Raw genomic sequence first — 21,289 nt, forward strand, 5'->3', positions numbered from 1 at the left:
ATTAAGCGACCTCCTGAGCCGGAACCGCGTCCGGATTTTTCAGCAATTCAATAGCTTCAGCGACAAACGCGCGGGCATTGGCCACGGCCTTGTCGATATTGGCGACCTGTGACGGGTCCAGCGTTTCCAGCGCGCCGCCGAACGAGAACATGGCCTTGAAGGCTTCGCGCTCGTGCAATTGCGTGTCGAACAAGCGGATGCCGTGGGCGCGCAACTGTTCGTGGATGGCCGAAAGGGTGCGCGGCTTGATGATCGGATTGGTGCGTGTCAGCAGTACGGCATGCGGGATGGGGCGGCGCGACTGACGCTCCGTATTCTTGATTAGGCTGAGCGCCTTGGCAGCCTGCTTGGCATCAAGCTGCGATCCCTGGGTCGGCACGACCACCAGATCAGACGCCCCGATAGCATAGGCGACTGTCAGCGACGCGGTGCCTTCGCAATCCACCACCACAAACGGCGCTTCGGCGGCGGCCTCCTCGATCTTGTCGAGAATGTTTTCCTGATTGGCGTCAGACACGATGCGGATATTAGCCGGGCAACCACTTAACTGTGACCAGGCGAGGATCGGCCGGTTGGGGTCTGCGTCTATAATAATGACCTGTGTCTTGCGCGCCAGTTGTGTGGCCATCAGCGTCGCCGCTGTGGTCTTGCCCACGCCTCCCTTAGGCGAAATGAAGGAGATGACCGGCATGTCAGGGTCCTCGTGCTGGCTTAGGCGCGAATGGCGAGCTATCGGATAGCCACCGGCTAGCGGTCACCTTTTGCGCAAAGGTTAATGAAATGTTAATTCTGTTGGTGCGCCGATTCTGACGCAGGGTCCAGACGGAAGCCGCCAGGCAGCTTACCGAAAGCTGTGCGAAAGTCGTCCGATAGAGGCCGGCTACCTCACCGAAAGCCGCCAGCTAGACGTCTGATTGCCTCCCGTTAGCTTTCGGTTAGCCATAGCCTAGCCGCCCAATAGCTAACGGGAAGTTAACAGCTAACTGAAATCCATCCGATAGCCAGTGCATAGCTTTCGTATGTCTATCGGATATATCAGAGATAGCGGGTAGCTATCCACTATTCGTATCAAGGGACTACTTGAGAAGCTCTGCGAAGAATTCGAGAAATAAGTTATTGAATAGAATGAGATAGACTGTAGCTACCGTTTGAGTATCTGATTGCTAGCCGCCAACGGGCAGAGGCGCAGCCGCTGCGCGCTGAACAGCGAAGGGAGTTTGGACGAAGAGATTAATAGCCTTCTGTGGCACTTTGTCCGCCGCGACACACCCGACTCGACTTTTGAAGCGTGGGCCTATTGAAGCCGCGTTAAACCCAGCTTTGGGGCCAGAGCTTCATTTCAGGCTGTTGGAAATGAACTATACCTCCCATAATCAAGTCGAAGACATGCACGAACAGCTTGAGGCTCACCTACGCCCGCCCCTCACGTGCGAATGTCTGGCCGTGGCTGATGAGGATGTCACTCCAATGCAAGGAAGCGGGCGTGACGAGAGGCTCTTCGCTTCAGTGAACGAAAGCGCAAACCTTGGTGGTGACCTTTTGTAGTTATGGGTTGATAAGGGGCAGACCCTGCCACATCGACCGGCTGTAAGCTCAGGAAGAGCGCCTGTATCATGACTTTTCGTCGTGCGTTTAACACCTGTGCAAGCGGAGTCGAGGCAGTGACGCCCAATGGCCGAAACGTTGGTTTTCCTATGGAAGTGTTTTACGGACGGGGAGAGCGTTCAATCAGGCCTGCCGATTTCTCGACTACATGTCTCGTTCGCTATTGTGGTCTGTTGAAAATATTCTGAAATATCAATGCAGATAGCCGTCAGATATCTGATAGCTTCCGATGGACGGTTGCTTAAATGCCTCCGGTGGGCATGGGCACAGCCCCTCAACCCGCATCGCGGGTCAACCGCCTCCTAAACCTTATCCTTGCCTCAAACCCATCCCAACTCACCCCAGCAGGCTAGCGGCGATATTGATGCAAAGGGCGAGGATGGTGGTGTTGTAGAAGAAGGCGAAGACGGCGTGGCCGAGATTGAGGCGCCGCATGGCTTTGGAGGCGACGGAGACGTCGGCGGTCTGGGCTGCGGTGCCGATGATGAATGCGAAATAGCCAAAGTCGAGATAGTCCGGTTCGCAGTCTGTATCCGGGAATTTGAGGGGCGGGGGCTCGGCGCGGCGGATGGCGATGTAGTAGGCGTGGGCGTAGTGTAGGGCGAAGGTGGTGTGCACGAAGACCCAGGTGGTGACGATGGTGGCGCCGACCAACGCGAGGTCGAGGCCTTTGCTGAAGCCGGTTTCGTCGTGGGCGGAGATCAGTTCGCTGGCGATGGCGACGACGCAGACACCGATGGCGGCCCCGGTCAGGCCCAATATGGTCCATTTACCGACGTCCTGCGTTTCGGCGCGGCGGCGCATGTCGGCGGTGTTGGCGGTCATCATCAGCCGGGCAAGGGCGATGAGGTAGAAGACGGCGGCGCTGTTCCACGCGATCAGCACGCTTTGCGACAGGCGCAGGTCGGTGAGGGTGCCCAAAAGCGTGCCCAGACCAAAGGCCAGAGCGATGGCGCGGCTCAACCATGGGCGGGTACGCAGAGTGCGGACAAAGGAAAGGGCGGTCATAAACAATGCTATGACCGCCCTTTGGAAAATGTCCAGCCGGGGTGAGGGCTTAAACCGTTTTCGTCACCTTGTTGAGGTGGGGCGGACTGTCCGGATTGAGCCCGCGCGCCAGTGACAGGCGGTTGGCGAGGCGGTAGAAACTTTGTAGGCGCAAAATAGGCTCAAGGATAGGCTCAGCGGCCAGGGCGGGCAGCGTGTAAGCCCCCGGTGTGGTGTCGGCCAGCCACATGGCGGCCCCGCGCCCGGCAAATTCCGCGGCCACGTCGCGCACACCGTCGCCGGCTGTGTCGGAGGTCGCGAAGGCCAGAACGGGGAAGCCCTGATTGACGATAGCCATAGGGCCGTGACGGACTTCGGCGGCGGAGAAGGCCTCGGCATGCAGGGCGCAGGTCTCCTTGAGCTTGAGCGCGGCTTCCTGCGCCACGCCGAAGCCATAGCCGCGGCCAATGACGAAGAGGTTGGTGGCGGCAGTCAGGGCGGGGAGGGCGGGGGACCAGTCGAGATCAAAGGCCTGACGCATCTGAGCGGGGAGGGCGGCCACGGCGGCTTTCAGCGTCCCGTCGTCGGCCCATTCGGCGGTCAGGGCGGCAAAACCGGCCAGTGCCGCCAGACATGATTTGGTGGCGGCAACAGACAGCTCTGGCCCGGCGCACAGCGGCAGGACCTCGTCGGCGAGCGCGGCCAGCGGCGCGGTTTCGTCATTGACCAGCGCCACAACAAAGGCGCCTGCGGCCTTATAGGCTTCGACGGCGGTCAAAAGGTCAGGCGAGCGGCCCGACTGCGACACGGCGATGCACAGGGTCTCGGCGGCCACGACATGTGCGGCATAAACCGAGGCGACTGACAGGGCGGCAGAGCCAACCGGCACGCCGGTCAGGATCTCAATGACGTACTTGCCGTATGTGCAGGCGTGGTCGGACGAGCCGCGGGCGCAGGTGACGACGGCTTTGGGCGGCTGGGCCTTCAGGCGCGCGGCGATACGGCTCAGGGTCTCGGCATTGCGCGTCAGGAAGCGCTCAACGGCGTCGCCGCCTTCGGCCGCCTCCCGGAACATCAGCGTCGTGGTTTCGTCCAGCGGCGTGGCGACAGAGGCGAGGGACATGCAGGCGGTTCCTTTGTGACGAAGTAGGTGCACTTTTGATACCAATATTCAGCATTGGTATTACTACCAATACACGTTTTAGGCAAGGGCAATCGCAATGCCGCCTTTTTCCTGAAATTCGCAGAGGCTTTTTGCGGAAAATCGCGTTCGGGGTGCTTTAAAAGGATATAACCAATATTGCCATTGGGCTTGTTCTATGCCACGTTCTTATTCGTAACCGGGTTTTCCCTCATTTCCCCCCGGTCCTACTGGAGTGGTCTGCCCCTGTGGCGGCCACTCTTTTTTTGTGTTTTTGACGAAGTGCCCCTCGCGGGGCCAATACCCTGACAGGCGAAAACGTGACCACAAAGACACATAACGCGCGTTACAGAGGCGTTTCTCCCACCGGTCAGGTGCTGTTTCTCGGGTTACACAATTCCGTCACACAAGCTTGGGCGTTCTGTCACACAGCCTCCCTATAAGGCCGTTTGATGGCATGGGTGCGTTCAGAACGGGGTCTCCCGACGCGCCGCTGCGCTGGTCTGGAGAGATGAAATGAACACTTCCACGAAATTCCGCCTGGGTCTGCTGGGCTTCACCGCTGCCGTGGCACTGGCGGGCTGCTTTGGGGCTGACAACGTTGCTTCGCCGGGTGAAGGCGTCCTGATCGGTGGCGGCACCTCGTCCTCGTCTTCGTCATCTTCTTCCACCTCGGGCGTCGCGGCCGCTTCGTGCCCGACCGGCACCGACAATATCGGCGTCATCACGCTCGCCGGGGGCGCTCAAGCCCGCAACTGCCAGCTGCCGAACACCATCACCGGTAGCCTGACTTTGGCTAAGCTCGACGGTGTCATCTACTCGGTGTCGGGACGCGTAAACATCGGTGAGGACATGGGGCCGAACGTCAATTCCCCCATCTCCGGTGCGCGCAAGGGCGTTCTGACTATCGAGCCGGGCGTAACCATCTTCGGTTCGGCGGGTCTCGACTACATCGCCGTTCAGCGCGGTTCGCAAATCTTCGCCGAAGGTACGGCGGCCAACCCGATCATTTTCACCTCCAAGAACAACGTCACCGGCGCTTCGACCTCGAACTCGATTGGCGAATGGGGCGGTCTGGTGATCCTCGGTCGTGCGCCGTCAAATTCGTGTGCCACCGACGCGGTCCCGTCCAACCTTGACGGCTTCAACACCTGCGGCGCGTCCTTCGAAGCCGTGGCCGGTCTGAACTTCGGCGGTAACAGCCTCGCCGACAACTCCGGTACGCTGAAGTATGTGCAGGTCCGCTACACCGGCTATCAGGTCGATGTGGGTAAGGAGCTGAACGGCATCACTTTCGCCGGCGTCGGCGCTGGCACCACGGTCGATTACGTGCAGGTCTATAACTCGTCGGATGACGGCGTCGAATTCTTCGGTGGCGCAGTCAACGCCAAGCACCTCGTACTGGTCGGCAACGACGATGAGCAATTCGATACCGACAACACCTGGTCGGGTTCGGTGCAGTGGATGATCGCCCTGCAGGCCGCCCGCTCCACCTCGGGGTCTTTCGGCTTCGAAATGTCCTGTAACAAGGGTGGCAACGGTGGCATCCGCTCGATGTGCCCGACTTCGGCAGCGGTCAACACCGGCACCCTGCGTCCCTTCTCCTATCCGAAGGTGTCGAACGCCACCATCGTCATGAAGAACACCGCCAATACCCAGGCGCTGAAGCTCGATACCGGCACCGGCCTGCTGCTGATGAACTCGATCATCCGCACGACCAGCCCGTCGTCGAACTGCCTGCTGGTGCAGGATGACAATACGGTCATCGCTCAGGTCGCCTTCCGCTCGGTCATGGGCATCTGCGGTGGCATCGCTTCGGTGGGCGTCCAGTCCGGTTCGTCGAACACCGGTCAGACCCTGCCGACCGTCACTCAGGCCGAAGCCCTCTGGAACACAGGTAACATCACCCGCGTGTCCTCGGTCACCTCGGCCCTGCTGCCGACCGTAACCAACAACTCGATCGGCACCTCGACGACCCTGACCAACGATATCGTCAATGGTGCGACTGAAAACGCCGTTGCAGTAACCAACCCGACTATCCTCAATGACGCGGCCAACAACAACCTCGGCTTCTTCACCACCCCGACCTATATCGGTGCTGTGAAAGACGCCAACGACACCTGGTACAAGGGCTGGACCTGCGGCATGGGCACTGGCGAGAAGTCCTGCCAGTAGCAAGCGCCAGCGCGGCGGGGGAAACCCCGCCGCAACGCGCTGTGCTCTCCAAGTCCTTCAGCAAAGGTTGATCCCATGAAACTGCAAACTCTTTCCCTCGGCGCCTTGCTGATGGCTACGACGTCGCTGGCAGCGGTAAACGCCGCCGTGGCGCAAGATCAGACTCAGACGGCTGCCGACCAGCCAGCGGAAGCCGCCCCCGGCGATTCCAACGCCAGCCCGTCCAACGAAGTCACCGAAGTCGTCGTGCGCGGCAAGAACCTGCCCAAGACCATGCGTCGCACGGCCGAAGTCACTTCGATCCTGACCACCGAAGACCTTAAGCGCACCGGCGACGATAACGCCGCCGCGGCCCTGACGCGCGTCGCGGGCCTGTCGCTGGTCGAAGGTAAATTCATTTATGTACGCGGCCTGGGTGAACGTTACTCGTCGGCCCTTCTGAACGGCGCGCCCCTGCCGTCGCCGGAGCCGCTGCAACGCGTTGTGCCGCTCGACCTGTTCCCGGCGTCGCTTTTGGGCCGCGTCTCGGTGCAAAAAACCTATTCGGCGGAATACCCGGGTGAATTTGGCGGCGGTGTCGTCGATCTTCAGACCGTGGCCTTGCCGCGCGACAACTTCCTGAGCCTTGGCATCGGGACGGGTTATAACAGCGAAACGACCGGCAAGAAGACCGTCACCTATTTCGGTTCGGCCACCGACTGGCTGGGCTACGACGACGGTGCCCGCAGCCTGCCTGATCCGCTGCGTGATGCGCTGGCAAAGGGCAAACTGGTCAACCCGAACACCTACCCGGCGACGGGCACGGGCGCGACCAACGAGTTGCAAAAGATCGGTCATTCTTTCACCAATGCCGACCTCAACCTGCTACAAATCGGTCGTCCGACCCCGAACTTCAGCCTGAATGGCAGCGCCGGTCAGACCTATGACGTTCTAGGTGGCAAGTTCGGCGTTGTCGCCGTCGCCGACTTCTCCAACAGCTGGTCCGTCAAGAACGGCATCCACTATGAGGATGACTATACGAACTCGGCCAACAATGTCTCGTTAAACAGCCTGCTATCGCTCGGCTATACCCGCGGTGCCCACACCCTGAAGTGGACGGGCATGTATATCCGCAAGACGACGAAGTTCGCTTCGACGCGTGACGGCTTCAACTCCAATGGCTTCTTCTACCGCAAGGACCGCACCGGCTGGTATCAGCGCGAGCTGGGTCTCAGCCAACTGACCGGCACGCACGCCCTGACGCCGAAGCTGGTGCTCGACTGGACGGCCTCCTACGCCGTGACGGTGCGCGATACGCCGTATGACAAGTTCATCAACTATCAGCTTGATGAATCGAATGCGGCGACCAAGGGGCTCTACTTCACCGACCTGCGTAACGGCGGCGGTAACGAAACGGCCTTCTCGAACCTAAAGGACGTGGCCAAGTATCTGGGTGCCAACCTGACCTGGGATTACAGCCTCGGTGAAGGGCGAGATGGCAAGCTGATGGCGGGCGTTTCGGTGCTCGACAACCAGCGCGACTATCAACGCCGCGCCTTTGAATTTAAGTCGGTCAACGACTCACTGGCCAAGTATACCCGCGTAGATTACCTGTTCTCCGACTACAATATTCGCCCGGACTTCCTGCAATTGTGGGAAACCGGTTCGGATTCGCCGCAAGCCTATAAGGGCGGCCTGTTCGTGTCGTCTTACTACGTGAAGACCGATCTGGAAGTCATTCCGCTGGTTCGCGTCGCCGCCGGTCTGCGCTACGAAATCGGCAAGGAGCGGAACGACCTGCGTTACCTCTATCAGACGAACACCAAGCCGGAGCGCGCCTCAACGCAGATCAAGGAGACCTACCTCCTGCCGTCGGGCACGGTGACCTGGAACTTCAAGGACGACATGCAACTCCGTTTTGGCGCGTCCAAGACCATCGGCCGTCCGCAGTTCCGAGAACTGGCCGAGCCGACCTTCCGTGAAGCCGACAGCGACCGTTCCTATACGGGAAATCCGCTGCTGAAGGACACCGAGATCACCAACCTCGATGCCCGTTATGAGTGGTACTACGGCGCGGGCGAATACCTGACCGCCGGCCTATTCCACAAGACACTGGACAAGCCCGTCGAAACCATTTCGACTGGCACTCAGCTCCAGCAGACCTTCGTCAACGCCCCGCAAGCCAATATTCAGGGCTTTGAAGTCGACTATAAGGGCCTGTTCGAGAGTCCGATCAAGGGTGCCTTCTTTGAGAGCAAGCAGTGGCTGGTGCAGGCCAACTACACCTTTACCGACTCCAGCGTGAAGGTGAAGACTGGCGACAAGATCGCCTTCAGCCGCACCACCTTCCAGCCGGTTGAAGCCAGCCTGTACATCAAGGACGGGTCCAAGCTGCAAGGTCAGTCCGACCACCTCGCTAACGTGCAGTTCGGCTGGGAAGACGCGGAAGCGAAGTCGCAGGGCACCCTGCTGCTCACCTATGTGAGCGAGCGTATTTCGGTTCGCGGTTCGGGTATTGTCGGTGACCCCGACATCATGCAGGAGCCGGGCACGCAGATCGATTTCGTGTGGCGCAAGGGCTTCGACGCTTTTGGTCGGGGCCTGAATTTCCAGCTTGAGGCCCGTAACCTGACAGGCACCGAGTACAAGGAATATCAGACCATCAACGACAAGCGCGTCTATGTCGATCGCTACGATCCGGGCACCTCCGTCTCGGTCAGCCTCTCGACACAGTTCTAAAAGATTAGGCCGTCCGGTCCACCGGGCGGCCTTTTCTGTTACGGCGAAAAGACTTTTGTGAAAGCGTCATTCCAGCCTAAAGCGAGATTTTTAGCGGAATCAACACATCGCTTTAGTGCCTGCCTGACTCCAAGCGAGCCCGGCGGCCAGTGTCGGAGTGCCAGGTGCGGCTAAGGCAGCGGTATTTTCCCAGCCGTCTTCTGTCGTTTCGCTCCAGTATTCACCGCCCTAAAGCGAAGTTTGGCTAAGCCAATTCGGGGGAGGTGCTCCAATCATGATTTTATAGAGCTACGACCGATTTAAGAGCCTATGTTTTCCTTGCGCAGGCACAGTTGTCGGGAGCTGGAGCTCCAGGCCGTCATAATAGTGTCATCAAACTGCAATAAAGGCTCGGGCAACGCCGTTTTGTGACAGTTTGACATCACTTCGATGACAGGCGGCGACGGAACAGGAGTTCTATACCCGTGCGTTTGTCTGCCACCTTATCCGTCATTGCGCTCTTGTCGTTGCAGGCCCCAGGTGCGATGGCTGCCCCCACAAATGGTCTCATCGCCGATTGGAGCGATGACTGGAACGCAGCAATTTCGGGCTGGAAGATGAGCGGTCAACTGACAGCAGCCACCGATTCGACCAGCAAGGGTATTTCCGAAACCCAGGGCAATGGTCAGGTGGCTGTGGCACTTACAGCCACCCGCAACTGGTTCTATGTCTCTGCCCGCTACAAAAACTATAAAGGAAGCGACGGCAGCGATTATCAGAGCGGACTGGCCGTAGGCGGCAAGTGGGTGCTGGGTAAGGCGACCCTGAACAGCCAACTCATCCATAAGGTTAACATGGGTGCCCGCGCTGGCGTTGATAACCATTTTGTCGAATGGCAAACCGAACTGACTCGTCCCTTTGGCCGCAACACCTTTAAGGCGTTGACCATCTGGACGCCGGACTCATCGGGCGCCACAAAGGAAGCGCTCTATTACGAGGTGGGCCTGTCGCGTAAAGTCTCTGAAGCCCTCACCCTGTCGGCCGGCGCGGGTGAACGTCGGGTGGACCCGAAGCGCAACTACACCGCTTGGAATGCTGGTGCGAGCGTCAATTTGAATGCGCGGACGACGCTTGATCTGCGCTATTACAACACCAACCGTCACGAATACTCCAAGGTTCACGGTGATCGGTTCGTACTGGCCTTACAGCGGAAATTCTAAACATCAGGTCCGCCCAGTTCGCAGGCCAGCCCATTTACGGACTATAAGGCCTCTCTGTTTGATCCTGGTCACTGAACCCCCGAGGCTATTGGGGGATCTTTGATTTCATCGACCACTAGTGCTGGACCTAAGCACCAAACTTTTCGTTCAAAGGCTTGGGCGTTAGTTCAAACATCGTGTTGCCGGTCTATAAGGGTGCTCCGACCCGCATTTATTCTGCCACTTTGGCAATATTTTTGGCCAGTTTGGCAAATGGCAGCATTACAGAAGCACCGACCCATTGATCTAAGTTCGCAGTCTGCCTGGTCCGGTTTAAAAAACTTCGTTTTTAAAGTGAATGACATCGGTGCTCGAAACGCCAAGGTCAAACATGAATGTGATTGCGTTGGTTTTTTATTACGATTAGAATGAACTTTACAATTTTGATAGCGGTTTTGCCTCCCTATTACTCGTTAAATTTGTGCAGCAGAGTTGAATACTGGTCGTAAATCTAAGCAATGTTGCTGGTATGTTCAGTCTTTGCTGTGGCCTTGGACACTGCAAGTGACATAAAGATCGCAATCCACAATGCACGCATTGTATAACCTCCCTCTTCCTCGGTAACGGGCTGTGGCACAGGCGGTATTAAGGGAAAATGCTGGATCAGGCGTTGCGGGTTGGGCTTGCCAGATACGCTAAGGGCCGCTGCCTCAACCAAGACAACGGCCCCCAGCTATCGGATGGCACAACCGGTTAGTCGACCTGCTCAACTGGTGTCGGTTGGATCTTTTCACGATCAAGGCGCTGGAATAGCAGATCCACCATCTCCTCAGCGTTCTCGTCTGTAGCGGTCGAGGCTTCCACGCCGCAATAGCTCTGGTCGGGCAGGCGGCCCCAGACGACCAGCGGCGCGTAGTAGCGGGCGAGGTCGCTCAGCGCTTCGTGCTGATCCTTTGCGGTGGTGTCGGGCAGGACGAGCATACCGTCGAAGCGCTGCGAGCGCACGAGATCCTTGAGCGCGCCCTGACGCTTGGCCGGGGTCTTGAGCACGAGCAGCTCATAACCGCGCTTGAAAACGGCCTGGGTGAGGGCGCCCATCATGCTGAGCAGGTGCGGGTCGCGCAGCTTGCGGTCGCCATCGTCGGGCAGGACGAGGCCGATGGTGCGGGTGCGCTTCAGTCGGAGGTTACGGGCGGCCTGATTGACGACGTAGCCATGTTCCTCGGCAATCGCGGCGATCTTGTCACGCAGCGGCTTGGGGATCAGGGGGCTTCCGGCCAGGGCCCGCGAAACGGTGGACACCGAAACGCCGGCCATTCGGGCGATATCGGCCATCTTGAGCGGCGCGGTGGTCGAAAGGGTCTCTGTGGTCATTGTCTCCTCAAGGGGTTCGGATGGAGCCGGATCAGACGCATTAGCGCGCCAGCCAGCCCCCATCGACGGGGATAATAACTCCGTTTACGTAATTTGACACGCGGGAGGCCAAAAAAACCGTCGCGCCGCCCAAATCTTCTGGCGTGCCCCAGCGTGCGGCCGGAATCCGGTCCAGAATTGCCTTCGCGCGTTCGGGGTCGCTTTGCAGCCCTTCGGTCAATTCCGTGGCCATATAGCCCGGCGCGATCGCGTTGACGTTGACGCCCTTTGCTGCCCATTCGTTGGCCAGAAGCCGCGTAATCCCCGCCACGCCCGACTTTGATGCCGTATAGGAGGGGACGCGGATGCCGCCCTGGAACGATAGGAGCGAAGCCGTGTTGATGATCTTGCCATGGCCCTGCGCGATCATGTGGCGGCCAGCGGCCTGACACATGAAGAACAGGGTCTTGAGGTTGAGGTTCATCACTGCGTCCCAGTCTTCTTCGGTGAATTCGGTGACGTCACCACGGCGGATCGACCCGGCATTGTTGACGAGGATGTCCAGTCCGCCCATGACGCTCAGAGTTTCTGCGACAATATTCTCCACCGGCGAAATGGATGTAAGATCGGCGCGGATGAAGTGAAACCGGCGACCCAGGGCCGCTACCTTTTCGGCGGTGGTGTCCGCCCGCGACGAGCCGACGGCACAGATATCAGCCCCGGCTTCGGCGAGCGCCAGCGCCATGCCCTGACCCAGTCCACGATTGGCCCCTGTAATCAGCACGGTTTTTCCGGAAAGGTCGAACATCGAGGTAGCGGACATGGCGTTTCCTGAATAAAACGGAGCGTGATTAATTTTGATCCATGATGATTGAACGGGATTGCCCGCGCATTGTCATTCGGCTTGGCGTCATGCTAGAGCATCGACATTCCTTTTCCAATTCCCTGAATCGCTGGGTTGCCATGATCATCTCCGCCTCGACCGATTACCGCGAAGCCGCCCGGCGTCGTCTGCCGCCTTTTCTGTTTCACTATATCGACGGCGGTGCCTATGCCGAACGCACGCTGGCGCGCAATATGTCGGACCTGGGCGACGTGGCGCTGCGTCAGCGCGTTTTGAAAGACGTGTCCTCGCTCAGTCTGGAGACGGAACTGCTTGGCGAAAAGCTGTCCATGCCCATTGCTCTGGCTCCCGTCGGCCTGACCGGCATGTATGCCCGTCGCGGCGAAGTGCAGGCGGCGCGCGCGGCGCAAAAGGCCGGGATCAACCTGACGCTTTCGACCGTCAGCGTCTGCCCCATCGAGGAGGTTCAGGGCAAGTGCGACAAGCCGATCTGGTTTCAGCTCTATGTGCTGAAAGATCGCGGCTTCATGAAGAACGCGCTGGAACGCGCCTGGGCGGCTGGTATCCGCACCCTGGTCTTTACCGTTGATATGCCGGTGCCGGGGGCGCGCTACCGTGACGCCCATTCCGGCATGAGCGGGCCAAACGCCGAAATGCGCCGCCTGTGGCAGGCGGTGACGCACCCGCACTGGGCCTTCGATGTTGGCCTGATGGGGACGCCGCACGACCTCGGCAATGTGTCGAAATATCTCGGTAAGGCGACGGGTCTGGCCGACTACATTGGCTGGCTGGGGGCCAATTTCGACCCGTCGATCTCGTGGAAGGATCTGGAATGGATCCGAGACTTCTGGAAGGGGCCGATGGTCATTAAGGGCATTCTCGACCCGGAAGACGCCAAGGACGCGGTCAGCTTCGGCGCTGATGGCATTGTGGTGTCCAACCACGGCGGGCGGCAGCTCGATGGTGTCCTGTCGTCGGCGCGGGCTTTGCCTGCCATTGCAGAGGCCGTGAAGGGCGATCTGACCATACTGGCCGACTCCGGTATCCGCACCGGCCTCGATGTGGTGCGTATGATCGCGCTGGGGGCCGACGGAGTGCTGCTGGGGCGGGCCTTTATCTACGCGCTGGCCGCTGGAGGGGAGGCGGGTGTGTCAAACCTGCTCACCCTGTTTGAGAAGGAAATGCGCGTCGCCATGGCGCTCACCGGCGTCAAGTCGATCCGTGAAATCGGCCCGCAGTGTCTGGTGCAGGGGGCGTAAAGCAAAATTCCCTCACTGAGATTAGGGAAGGGGTTCACTGTACGCGTAAAGGCGTGTGGCTTAACCGAAGCGGCCGCCGATATAGTCTGAGGTGCGCTCGACTTTCGGCTTGACGAACAGCTCTTCGGTCGGGCCGTATTCGACCATCTTGCCCAGATACATAAAGCCCGTATAGTCCGACAGGCGTGCCGCCTGCTGGAGGTTGTGGGTCACGATGATGATAGTCAGGTCGCGCTTCAGTTCTTCGAGCGTGTCTTCCAGCTTGGCCGTCGAGATAGGGTCGAGCGCCGAAGCCGGTTCGTCAAGCAGCAGGATTTCCGGCTCAACCGCGATGCCGCGGGCAACGCACAGACGTTGCTGCTGACCGCCCGAAAGCGACAGGCCGGACTTGGTCAGTTTGTCCTTCACCTCGTCCCACAGCGCGGCGCGGCGCAGGGCCTTTTCGACTACCTCGTCCATCTCAGCCTTTGACTTTTTGTGGTACAGCTTTACGCCGAAGGCCACATTATCATAGATTGACATGGGGAAGGGGGTCGGCTTCTGGAACACCATGCCGACGCGGGCGCGCAGGGCCGTCACATCGACCTTCGGGCCCAGAATATTCTCGCCATCGACCAGAATTTCGCCTTCGGCGCGCTGACCCGGATAGAGGTCATAGATGCGGTTCATGGTGCGCAGCAGGGTGGATTTGCCGCAGCCCGACGGACCGATCAGGGCGGTGATGCCGTTGCGCTTGACCGGCATGGAGACGCCGAACAGTGACTGATGCGTGCCGTAGTAGAAGTTAAGGTTCCGCGTTTCCAGCACAAGCTGATCGGCCGGGGGCGGGGTGATGACGCTTTGGAAATCGGTGTCGGACATGACAGGGCCTTACTTGTGATCTTTTTCGCGGGCGATCCATCGCCCCATGATGTTGATGGCCAGCACAGTCACCGTGATCAGCAGGGCACCGGCCCAGGCCAGTGACTGCCAGCTTTCAAAGGGTGACATGGCAAACTGGAAGATGACCCCCGGTAGCGAGGCCATGGGCTTGCTCATATCAAGATTGAAGAACTGGTTATTCAGTGCGGTGAACAGAAGGGGGGCGGTTTCCCCAGATATGCGGGCAAAGCCGAGAAGCCCGCCGGTCAGAAGGCCCGCCCCGGCGGCTTTCCAGATGATCTTGCGTACCGTTACCCACTGTGAGGCTCCCAGCGCCATACCGGCCTCGCGCAAGGCATTGGGCTGAAGGTTCAGGATGTCTTCGGTGGTGCGCGTCACGATGGGCGTGGCGATGATGCCGAGCGCTACGGCCCCGGCCCAAGCCGAAAAGCCCTGCATCGGACGAACCAGAAGCTCATAGATAAAGAGGCCGATCAGGATTGACGGCGCTGACAGCAGCACATCGTTGAGGAAGCGCACCACATGACCATAGGGGCTGTTACCGCCGATTTCTGCCAACCAAGTGCCTGCCAGAATACCCACCACAACCGCCAGCATCATGGCCAGCGAACACATGATGATCGAGCCGATAATGGCGTTGCGCAGGCCACCGGCGCTGTCCGGACCGGGGGTGTCGGCCGTGAAGACTATCAGGTCCAGCCCGCCAAAGCCCTTGGTGAACAGGGAAAACATAATCAGCGAGAGCGCCAGCAGGGCCAGGCCCGCGGCACCGATACAGACAGTGACGAAGATCTGGGAGGCCAGTTTGCGACGGGCGGCGCGGGGGAATATTTGGTCCATCGGGCGCTCCTTATCAGTAACGCTGCGAAGAAAGGAGGGCGCGGGCCATGGCTAGAACCCCGAAGGTGATCATGAACAGCACCAGACCCAGCGCAATCAGCGCGGAGGTGTGCAGATCACCTGTGGCTTCGGTAAATTCGTTGGCAATGGTCGAAGCCAGCGTAGACCCGGAAGCAAACAGCGATTCCGGAAAGCCGTGGGCATTGCCAATGATGAAGGTCACGGCCATGGTCTCACCCAGAGCGCGCCCGAAACCGAGCATGATGACGCCGATCATGCCCTTCTTGACGTAGGGGATGAGCACCGAGGTGACCACTTCAAACGGGGTACACCCGAGGCCGAACGCCGCTTCGCGGACTTGAGGCGGCACCGAGCGGAACAGTTCGCGGAAGACGGCGGACATATAGGGCAGGATCATGATGGCCAGAATCATCGAGGCCGTTAGGATGTTCGCGCCATTGGGCACACCCGCAAGCAGCTTACCCCAGATACTGTCAGGATTGACCGACAGAAGCAGCGGCAACTGCACGGTCTTGGCGAACCAAGGCGCAAAGACAAACAGGCCCCACATGCCGTAAACGATAGAGGGAATGCCGGCCAGAAGCTCAATGGCGGTGGAAATCGGCTGGGCGATAACCTTTGGGCAGAACTGGGTCAGGAAGACGGCGACAAATACCGCCACAGGCAGAGCCAGCGCCAGAGATAGGACGGCCGTGATCAGTGTGCCGACGATGGGACCGGCGGCTCCGAACACTTCGGTTGCCGGATTCCAGGTCGTTGAGGTGAAGAAGCCAAGACCAAAAGTTGAAAGCGCCGGCCAGCCGCCGATAACCAGCGAGATCAGAAGCCCCCCCAGCGTCACCAGAAGCAGAGTCGCCGCCGAAAAAGCTACCGCCCGAAAGATCGGGTCGGCCATATCTTTTTGCGGGCGTGCAGCTGAGGCAGGCGGTTTGGCGGCCTGCGCGGCGGTCACTGCCATGACTTTCAGGGCCATGATTTTCAGATCCATCGAATTTGCTTCTGCTCTCAGGGCTTAAACGGTCACGGTGAAGGTTTTAAGACGCCACCCCGGATTTTGCCCGCACCAGACCAAAGAGGGGCTCCCCTGAGGGGAGCCCGCTCCATTTGAGGTCTATTTGTCTTGGTAAGCGCGTTTTTGCAACTACTTTGCGCCTTCGGCGGTGAAGACAGGCTTACCGCCGGAGGTGATCTGCGAGGCCCACTGTGCGCGCATCAGGGCTTTCACATCGGCCGGCAGCGGCACGTAGTGCAGTTCGCCTGAGGCTGCATCGCCGTTGGTATAGGCCCAGTCAAAGAAGTTCAGGACGGACTTCGCCTTGGCTGCATCGGCCTGATCCTTGTAGACCAGAATGAAGACGGCACCAGTGATCGGCCACGACTTGGCACCCGGCTGGTTCAGCAGCAGAAGCTGGTTGCCCGGCGCGTTCTTCCAGTCGGCACCCGCTGCCGCAGCGGCGAACGATTCGGCCGAAGGCGCGACCGTCTGGCCGTCATGATTGGTCAGGTTGGCATAAGCAGCGCCCGTCTTGATGGCATACGCGAATTCGACATAACCGATCGAGCCGGTGGTTTGCGACACAAAGGCTGACACGCCTTCATTGCCCTTACCGCCGAGGCCGGTCGGCCATTCCAGCGCGTCAGACGCCCCGACCTTGCTCTTCCATTCAGGCGATACGGCGGCCAGATAGTTAGTGAACAGGTAGGTGGTGCCCGACCCGTCAGCGCGATGAACCACCGTAACCGGCAGGGCCGGCAGGGTCAGGCCCGGATTGGCGGCCTTCAGCGCAGGGTCATCCCAGCGCTTGATCTTGCCCATGAAGATGTCGGCCAGAAGCTGACCATTGAGGTTGAGCTTGCCCGCTTCGATGCCTGGCACGTTGACGACCGGCACAACACCGCCCATGACGACCGGAAACTGATAAAGACCGGCGGCGTTCAGGTCTTCGACTGACAAAGGCTTGTCCGTCGCGCCGAAATCAACCGTTTTAGCCTTGATCTGCTTGATGCCGCCGCCGGAGCCGATCGACTGATAGTTGACGCTGATCGAGGCTGAGGTCTTGTAGGTTTCTGCCCACTTCGAAGCCAGCGGCGCGAAGAAGGTCGAACCGGCACCGGTCAGACCGCCTGTGGCCGGGGCCTCAGACTTGGGGGCGTCGCCACTTGAGCAGGCAGCCAGGAGAAACAGCGCGCCGACAGCCGCGGCAAAGGGTTTGAACATGGGATGTCTCCAGAAACCGGGGGCTTAACCGACCGGTGTGTGTGCCCTGGGTGTTTGCACGAAACCTCAAACCGCCGGGGCGTTGGCCGGCGTTTACAACAGTTTTGTGACAGTTGTGTGAAGGTCGGGGCCGGTTCCGGATCAGGCGGCTCTTACCGCGAGCAAGAAGGTTTCCACAGCGCTACTCAAGCGTGCGGTTTCTTCGGCCAGATGTGCCGATTCCACGCTGACGCAGGCGGCGGTCTGATCGGTCTCGTCGGCTGAACGGTGCACGCGTTGCAGGGTGCATCCCACCGCCTGCGCGTCCTCGGCGGCCTGTTCGATAGTTTCGCCTATGCGGGCGGTGAGGCCCGTCTGCGCCTCGACGGCCTGCGCGACGTCCTGAGCTGTGCGGCCCATGTCTTCGATGATGCTGCGGATAGCCCCAACGCTGGCCACGGTCTCGCTCGTGGCGGACTGAATGTCCTGAACCTGGGTGGTGATGCGGCGGGTGGCCTCGGCGACGCGGCCGGAGAGGGTCTTGACCTCTGAGGCGACCACCGCAAAGCCCTTGCCGGCGTCTCCGGCGCGCGCCGACTCAATGGTGGCGTTGAGCGCCAGCAGATTGATCTGGGACGCTACGTCGTCAATCAGGCCGATAATATCGGTGATCTGCGCCGACCGGGCCGACAGCGAGTCCAGCTTGGCTGCTGCGTCAACGGACCGGTGCGCCGCTTCGTGGGCTATGGCGTTGGAGCGGGCACTGCGTTCGGCGATATCGCTGATGGCGAGGCTGAGGGCCTGTGCGGCTTCGGAGACGTGCCGGGCGCGTTCTTGCGTGTTGCGCGTCGCGGTAGCGGCGGTTTCGACGCCTTCGCGGGTACGGATGGCAATTTCCGAAACATCGGCGGCGCGTTCGTGCAGACCGCTGACCGACTGCTTCACCCGGTCGAGAATGCGGCAGGCAGTTTGTTCAAAGGCCGCGGCAGCGTCAGACATGGCGGCGCGGCGGCTGGCTTCGGCCTGAAGTGCCTCATGTTCGGCGCGCAGCCGGTCATGCTCCATGGCCTGCAATTGCTGTGAGCGGGCCGCGTTTTCCTGACGCACACGCACAGCGGCGTTGCGGTGACGCCCGACGATCAGCCCGGCCGCAATGGCTGCCAATGCCGCGACGCCCAGACCGGTCAGAAAGGCATTGCGAATGCCCTCCAGCCGTTTCAGATAGGCGTCCACGCGGATATCGACGCCGACCAGACCAACAAAGCGGCCCTTGTCCATCAGCGGCGCATAGCCTGACAGGAAGGTGCCCCATTTGTCCGTATAGGTGTCGGCCTCGACCTGAGGGGTCTGGGTGGCGAAGGCCTGTTCGAGCGCTGGGGTGCTGTTCTCGTAGGTTTCCATCACGCCGGTCGGCACTACGGTTTCGCCCGGCTTGGGGATGGAGGCGTCCATGATAAAATGGGTCTTACCGTCCACCCGGACCATGGTGTAGATGTAGGCGAGATCGGGATTGCCGCGCAACAGGGCAAAATAGGGGGCGCGTACGTGCTCATAATCGGCATTACCCTGATCCTCCGGGCGGGTGATGCGGGCGTGGGTGGTGGTGTCGGTCAATTGCGCCGCGCTGACGGCAACACGCATCAGATTGGTACGCACCTCGTTTTTCAGCGCTGACGAAGCGGTGAGATAGACCGCCAGACCGGTGACGGCGGCCGCGGCAAACAGGACGCCTCCGGAGATTAGCCCGTCGCGCCAGCCCACGCTTAACCGGATGCCCAAACGCTCTAGCATAGTCGCCCCACCTCTTGCCGGCACGTGTCTGAGCCGACTCGTTTTCTGAACTGGACGTCCAGTAACGCTTCGTTTTTTAATGGAGAGTTAACCATGGAGGCGACGGCAGATAAAAGCTGTTTATGGTGCTATCTTGCCGTGCCTTCAGCCGCCCTATTTGATGATGAACAGCACCTGCATCACCTCGCGCAAATCGTTGGCCAGCGCCTCACGGTCGATGTCCGGATGGGTAATGGCGCGGATCATCATGCCGTCAAACAGCATGCTGATGATTTCACCGCGCGCGTCCAGACGTCGCCGGTCGCACCCTGGATTGAGGCGGTCACAGAGGCTGCGGCCCAGCTCGCGCTCCTGGACATCGGCGGCCTGCACTATAGCGGCTACGCGCGGGTTGCGCGCGGCTTCGGCCAGCACTTCGAGAGCTAGCGCGCTCTTGTCCGGGCCGTATTTGTGGTCCAGCGCGAAGTCGATCGTGTTGAGAAGAGTATCCAGCAGCTGATCGTCAGGGGTCTCGTCCCATTCGGCGAACTTGGCGCGCATTTCGGCTAGATCGCTGGCCACAATAGCTTCAATAATGGCTTCTTTATTCGCAAAATAGCGATAGATAACGCCGACACTCATCTTCGCTTCGGCGGCGATGTCGGCCATGGAGGCGCCATGAAATCCGGAGCGTCTGACGCAGCGCAAAGTGGCGTCCAGAATCTGCTGGCGTCGCTCCTCGCGGCTTTGACGCGCACGGGGCAGGGGAGGGGTAGTGTTAAGAGGGGACTTCAAAGCTGTACTGGTCATCCGCGGTGGCAAACCCTTCGTGGATAAGGGGTTAACATTTTTTAATATTATCTCTGCGCTTGACATACACCAAAAAGCCGCGTAAGGCCAGAAAAAATGAGAATGATCGTTCACTCTCATTTCGTGCTGACACTTTCTTGCACATCCGTGCGACAGGTGTAGGGCGTGTTTTGCGTTGCACACTTTGATCTGCGCCGACGTATAAGGCGGCATTTACAAGTGACTGACATTTCGTTCCGGAGAGAACCCGCATGAGATCGCAATTTCCCTTTATGAAATCCGCAGCGGTGGTGCTGGCCCTTGGCCTCACCCTGACGGCCTGCGGCAAGAAGGAAGGCGGCCCCGGGGCGGGCGGCATGGGTATGGGCGGGCCGACCGAAGTGGGCATCGTCGTCGTGGCATCTGAACCGGTCAATCTGACCACGGAACTGTCGGGCCGCACCTCGGCCTTCCTATTGTCGGAAGTGCGCCCGCAGGTGAGCGGCATCGTCAAGGCGCGCCTGTTCACCGAAGGCGGCTACGTCAAGGCAGGTCAGCCCCTCTATCAGATCGACGCCGCGCCGTTTCAGGCGTCCTACGCTCAGGCACAGGCTACCGTGGCGCAGGCCGAAGCCAATCTGACGGCAGCACGGCTCAAGGCCGAACGCTATGCCGAGCTGGTTAAGATCAATGCCGTGTCCAAGCAGGACAATGACGACGCGCAGGCGCAGTACGCTCAGGCCAAGGCGACCGTCGCCGCCGGTCAGGCCGCGCTACAAACCGCGGGTATCAATGTTGGCTACACCAAGGTCATGGCGCCGATTTCGGGCCGTATCGGTAAGTCGAACGTCACGCCGGGCGCTCTGGTCACTGCTGCGCAGGCTACAGAGCTAGCGCGCATTCAGAACATCGACAATATCTATCTCGACATTAATCAGTCGGTGACCGAGCTGATGGCGCTGAAACGCGCCGCGGCGGCGGGTCAGATCGGTGAGGCCGCAACCGCCGATGTCGAGCTGGTCCTTGAAGACGGTACGGTCTATCCGATCAAGGGCAAGTTGCAATTTTCGGACGTCAGTGTCGATGAATCGACCGGCACGGTGACGCTGCGCGCCCTGTTCCCCAACCCCAACGGCGTCCTGCTGCCGGGCATGTATGCCAAGGCGCGAATCGTGTCGGGCGTGGTCGGCAACGGCATTCTGGTGCCGCAGCCGGCGGTGACGCGCGATCCGAAGGGCAATGCCACGGTCATGGTGGTGTCGAAGGACAGCAAGGCTGAGATGCGCCCGATCAAGGTGGCGCAGACGGTCGGTGACAAGTGGCTGGTGACCGAGGGTCTGCAAGCCGGTGAGAAGGTCATCGTCGAAGGTCTTCAGAAAATTCGCCCCGAAGCGCCGGTTAAGCCCGTTAGCGTCGGCGCCGCCAAGGAAGCTCCGGCGGCGGCTGCACAAAAAGCGAAGTAAATCAAGCGTTTTAATTCATGGCTGACGACGCGACGCCCGAAGTGTGTCCGTCGCCAGCCCCAGACCT

At 59.9% G+C, this 21,289-nt stretch carries 16 protein-coding genes; 5 read left to right on the plus strand and 11 right to left on the minus strand.

What is annotated here, in order from left to right; translation table 11 throughout:
- Position 1: 1 nt before the first annotated feature.
- The 3 genes from ASTEX_RS16710 to ASTEX_RS16725 all read right to left on the minus strand — a co-directional run bounded on the left by ASTEX_RS16710 (position 2) and on the right by ASTEX_RS16725 (position 3,715).
- A complete protein-coding gene (locus ASTEX_RS16710) occupies positions 2 to 691 on the minus strand; it encodes a ParA family protein (RefSeq protein ID WP_013480811.1) in 690 nt (229 codons plus the stop codon).
- 1,250 nt (positions 692 to 1,941) lie between these two features.
- Positions 1,942 to 2,613 carry a DUF1345 domain-containing protein gene (locus tag ASTEX_RS16720; RefSeq protein ID WP_013480813.1) on the minus strand — a complete coding sequence of 224 codons (672 nt, stop codon included), beginning with the start codon at positions 2,611 to 2,613 and terminating at the stop codon, positions 1,942 to 1,944.
- A 49-nt stretch (positions 2,614 to 2,662) separates the two neighbouring features.
- Entirely contained in the window at positions 2,663 to 3,715 is a 1,053-nt protein-coding gene (locus ASTEX_RS16725) for an SIS domain-containing protein (protein WP_013480814.1), read from the minus strand.
- A gap of 534 nt (positions 3,716 to 4,249) precedes the next feature.
- On the opposite strand from ASTEX_RS16725, the gene ASTEX_RS16730 reads away from it, so the two are divergent.
- The 3 genes from ASTEX_RS16730 to ASTEX_RS16740 all read left to right on the plus strand — a co-directional run bounded on the left by ASTEX_RS16730 (position 4,250) and on the right by ASTEX_RS16740 (position 9,825).
- A complete protein-coding gene (locus ASTEX_RS16730) occupies positions 4,250 to 5,908 on the plus strand; it encodes a hypothetical protein (protein WP_013480815.1) in 1,659 nt (552 codons plus the stop codon).
- 75 nt (positions 5,909 to 5,983) lie between these two features.
- The gene (locus ASTEX_RS16735; RefSeq protein ID WP_013480816.1) at positions 5,984 to 8,626 is read left to right on the plus strand and encodes a TonB-dependent receptor domain-containing protein; all 2,643 of its coding nucleotides are present in this window, start codon (positions 5,984 to 5,986) and stop codon (positions 8,624 to 8,626) included.
- A gap of 464 nt (positions 8,627 to 9,090) precedes the next feature.
- The gene (locus ASTEX_RS16740) at positions 9,091 to 9,825 is read left to right on the plus strand and encodes a TorF family putative porin (protein WP_013480817.1); all 735 of its coding nucleotides are present in this window, start codon (positions 9,091 to 9,093) and stop codon (positions 9,823 to 9,825) included.
- A gap of 732 nt (positions 9,826 to 10,557) precedes the next feature.
- On the opposite strand, the gene ASTEX_RS16745 is transcribed toward ASTEX_RS16740, so the two are convergent.
- Together ASTEX_RS16745 and kduD are read right to left on the minus strand one after the other, a co-directional pair.
- Positions 10,558 to 11,178 carry a LacI family DNA-binding transcriptional regulator gene (locus tag ASTEX_RS16745; protein WP_013480818.1) on the minus strand — a complete coding sequence of 207 codons (621 nt, stop codon included), beginning with the start codon at positions 11,176 to 11,178 and terminating at the stop codon, positions 10,558 to 10,560.
- Between the two features lie 40 nt (positions 11,179 to 11,218).
- A complete protein-coding gene (gene kduD / locus ASTEX_RS16750; protein WP_013480819.1) occupies positions 11,219 to 11,980 on the minus strand; it encodes a 2-dehydro-3-deoxy-D-gluconate 5-dehydrogenase KduD in 762 nt (253 codons plus the stop codon).
- A gap of 140 nt (positions 11,981 to 12,120) precedes the next feature.
- Between kduD and lldD the strand changes: the two genes are divergently transcribed.
- Entirely contained in the window at positions 12,121 to 13,260 is a 1,140-nt protein-coding gene (gene lldD, locus ASTEX_RS16755; protein WP_041659658.1) for an FMN-dependent L-lactate dehydrogenase LldD, read from the plus strand.
- Positions 13,261 to 13,320: 60 nt separating this feature from the next.
- Here the strand turns inward: lldD and pstB are convergent, their stop codons facing one another.
- The 6 genes from pstB to ASTEX_RS16785 form a co-directional block, all read right to left on the minus strand.
- Entirely contained in the window at positions 13,321 to 14,121 is an 801-nt protein-coding gene (gene pstB / locus ASTEX_RS16760; protein WP_013480821.1) for a phosphate ABC transporter ATP-binding protein PstB, read from the minus strand.
- Positions 14,122 to 14,130: 9 nt separating this feature from the next.
- Positions 14,131 to 14,982, minus strand: a complete 852-nt coding sequence (pstA, locus tag ASTEX_RS16765) for a phosphate ABC transporter permease PstA (protein ID WP_013480822.1) — start codon at positions 14,980 to 14,982, stop codon at positions 14,131 to 14,133.
- A 13-nt stretch (positions 14,983 to 14,995) separates the two neighbouring features.
- Positions 14,996 to 15,991 carry a phosphate ABC transporter permease subunit PstC gene (gene pstC / locus ASTEX_RS16770; RefSeq protein ID WP_245532559.1) on the minus strand — a complete coding sequence of 332 codons (996 nt, stop codon included), beginning with the start codon at positions 15,989 to 15,991 and terminating at the stop codon, positions 14,996 to 14,998.
- Positions 15,992 to 16,144: 153 nt separating this feature from the next.
- On the minus strand, positions 16,145 to 17,221 hold the full coding sequence (gene pstS, locus ASTEX_RS16775; RefSeq protein WP_013480824.1) for a phosphate ABC transporter substrate-binding protein PstS: 1,077 nt from the start codon (positions 17,219 to 17,221) through the stop codon (positions 16,145 to 16,147).
- A gap of 141 nt (positions 17,222 to 17,362) precedes the next feature.
- Positions 17,363 to 18,991, minus strand: a complete 1,629-nt coding sequence (locus tag ASTEX_RS16780) for a methyl-accepting chemotaxis protein (RefSeq protein WP_013480825.1) — start codon at positions 18,989 to 18,991, stop codon at positions 17,363 to 17,365.
- A gap of 153 nt (positions 18,992 to 19,144) precedes the next feature.
- Positions 19,145 to 19,780, minus strand: a complete 636-nt coding sequence (locus tag ASTEX_RS16785) for a TetR/AcrR family transcriptional regulator (protein ID WP_049781745.1) — start codon at positions 19,778 to 19,780, stop codon at positions 19,145 to 19,147.
- A 251-nt stretch (positions 19,781 to 20,031) separates the two neighbouring features.
- On the opposite strand from ASTEX_RS16785, the gene ASTEX_RS16790 reads away from it, so the two are divergent.
- Positions 20,032 to 21,222: an efflux RND transporter periplasmic adaptor subunit gene (locus tag ASTEX_RS16790; RefSeq protein ID WP_013480827.1), complete on the plus strand. Its 1,191-nt coding sequence runs from the start codon at positions 20,032 to 20,034 to the stop codon at positions 21,220 to 21,222.
- The last annotated feature ends 67 nt before the right edge of the window (positions 21,223 to 21,289 follow it).

The sequence above is a fragment of the Asticcacaulis excentricus CB 48 genome (genome assembly GCF_000175215.2).
Classification (GTDB): Bacteria; Pseudomonadota; Alphaproteobacteria; order Caulobacterales; family Caulobacteraceae; genus Asticcacaulis; species Asticcacaulis excentricus.

Coding starts and splice junctions, on each gene's coding strand:
- ASTEX_RS16730 (WP_013480815.1), top strand. CDS start 4,250: ATGAACACTTCCACGAAATTCCGCCTGGGTCTGCTGGGCTTCACCGCT.
- ASTEX_RS16720 (WP_013480813.1), bottom strand. CDS start 2,613: ATGACCGCCCTTTCCTTTGTCCGCACTCTGCGTACCCGCCCATGGTTG.
- kduD (WP_013480819.1), bottom strand. CDS start 11,980: ATGTCCGCTACCTCGATGTTCGACCTTTCCGGAAAAACCGTGCTGATT.
- ASTEX_RS16785 (WP_049781745.1), bottom strand. CDS start 19,780: ATGACCAGTACAGCTTTGAAGTCCCCTCTTAACACTACCCCTCCCCTG.
- ASTEX_RS16735 (WP_013480816.1), top strand. CDS start 5,984: ATGAAACTGCAAACTCTTTCCCTCGGCGCCTTGCTGATGGCTACGACG.
- ASTEX_RS16725 (WP_013480814.1), bottom strand. CDS start 3,715: ATGTCCCTCGCCTCTGTCGCCACGCCGCTGGACGAAACCACGACGCTG.
- lldD (WP_041659658.1), top strand. CDS start 12,121: ATGATCATCTCCGCCTCGACCGATTACCGCGAAGCCGCCCGGCGTCGT.
- pstB (WP_013480821.1), bottom strand. CDS start 14,121: ATGTCCGACACCGATTTCCAAAGCGTCATCACCCCGCCCCCGGCCGAT.
- pstA (WP_013480822.1), bottom strand. CDS start 14,982: ATGGACCAAATATTCCCCCGCGCCGCCCGTCGCAAACTGGCCTCCCAG.
- pstS (WP_013480824.1), bottom strand. CDS start 17,221: ATGTTCAAACCCTTTGCCGCGGCTGTCGGCGCGCTGTTTCTCCTGGCT.
- ASTEX_RS16790 (WP_013480827.1), top strand. CDS start 20,032: ATGAGATCGCAATTTCCCTTTATGAAATCCGCAGCGGTGGTGCTGGCC.
- ASTEX_RS16780 (WP_013480825.1), bottom strand. CDS start 18,991: ATGCTAGAGCGTTTGGGCATCCGGTTAAGCGTGGGCTGGCGCGACGGG.
- pstC (WP_245532559.1), bottom strand. CDS start 15,991: ATGGATCTGAAAATCATGGCCCTGAAAGTCATGGCAGTGACCGCCGCG.
- ASTEX_RS16745 (WP_013480818.1), bottom strand. CDS start 11,178: ATGACCACAGAGACCCTTTCGACCACCGCGCCGCTCAAGATGGCCGAT.
- ASTEX_RS16710 (WP_013480811.1), bottom strand. CDS start 691: ATGCCGGTCATCTCCTTCATTTCGCCTAAGGGAGGCGTGGGCAAGACC.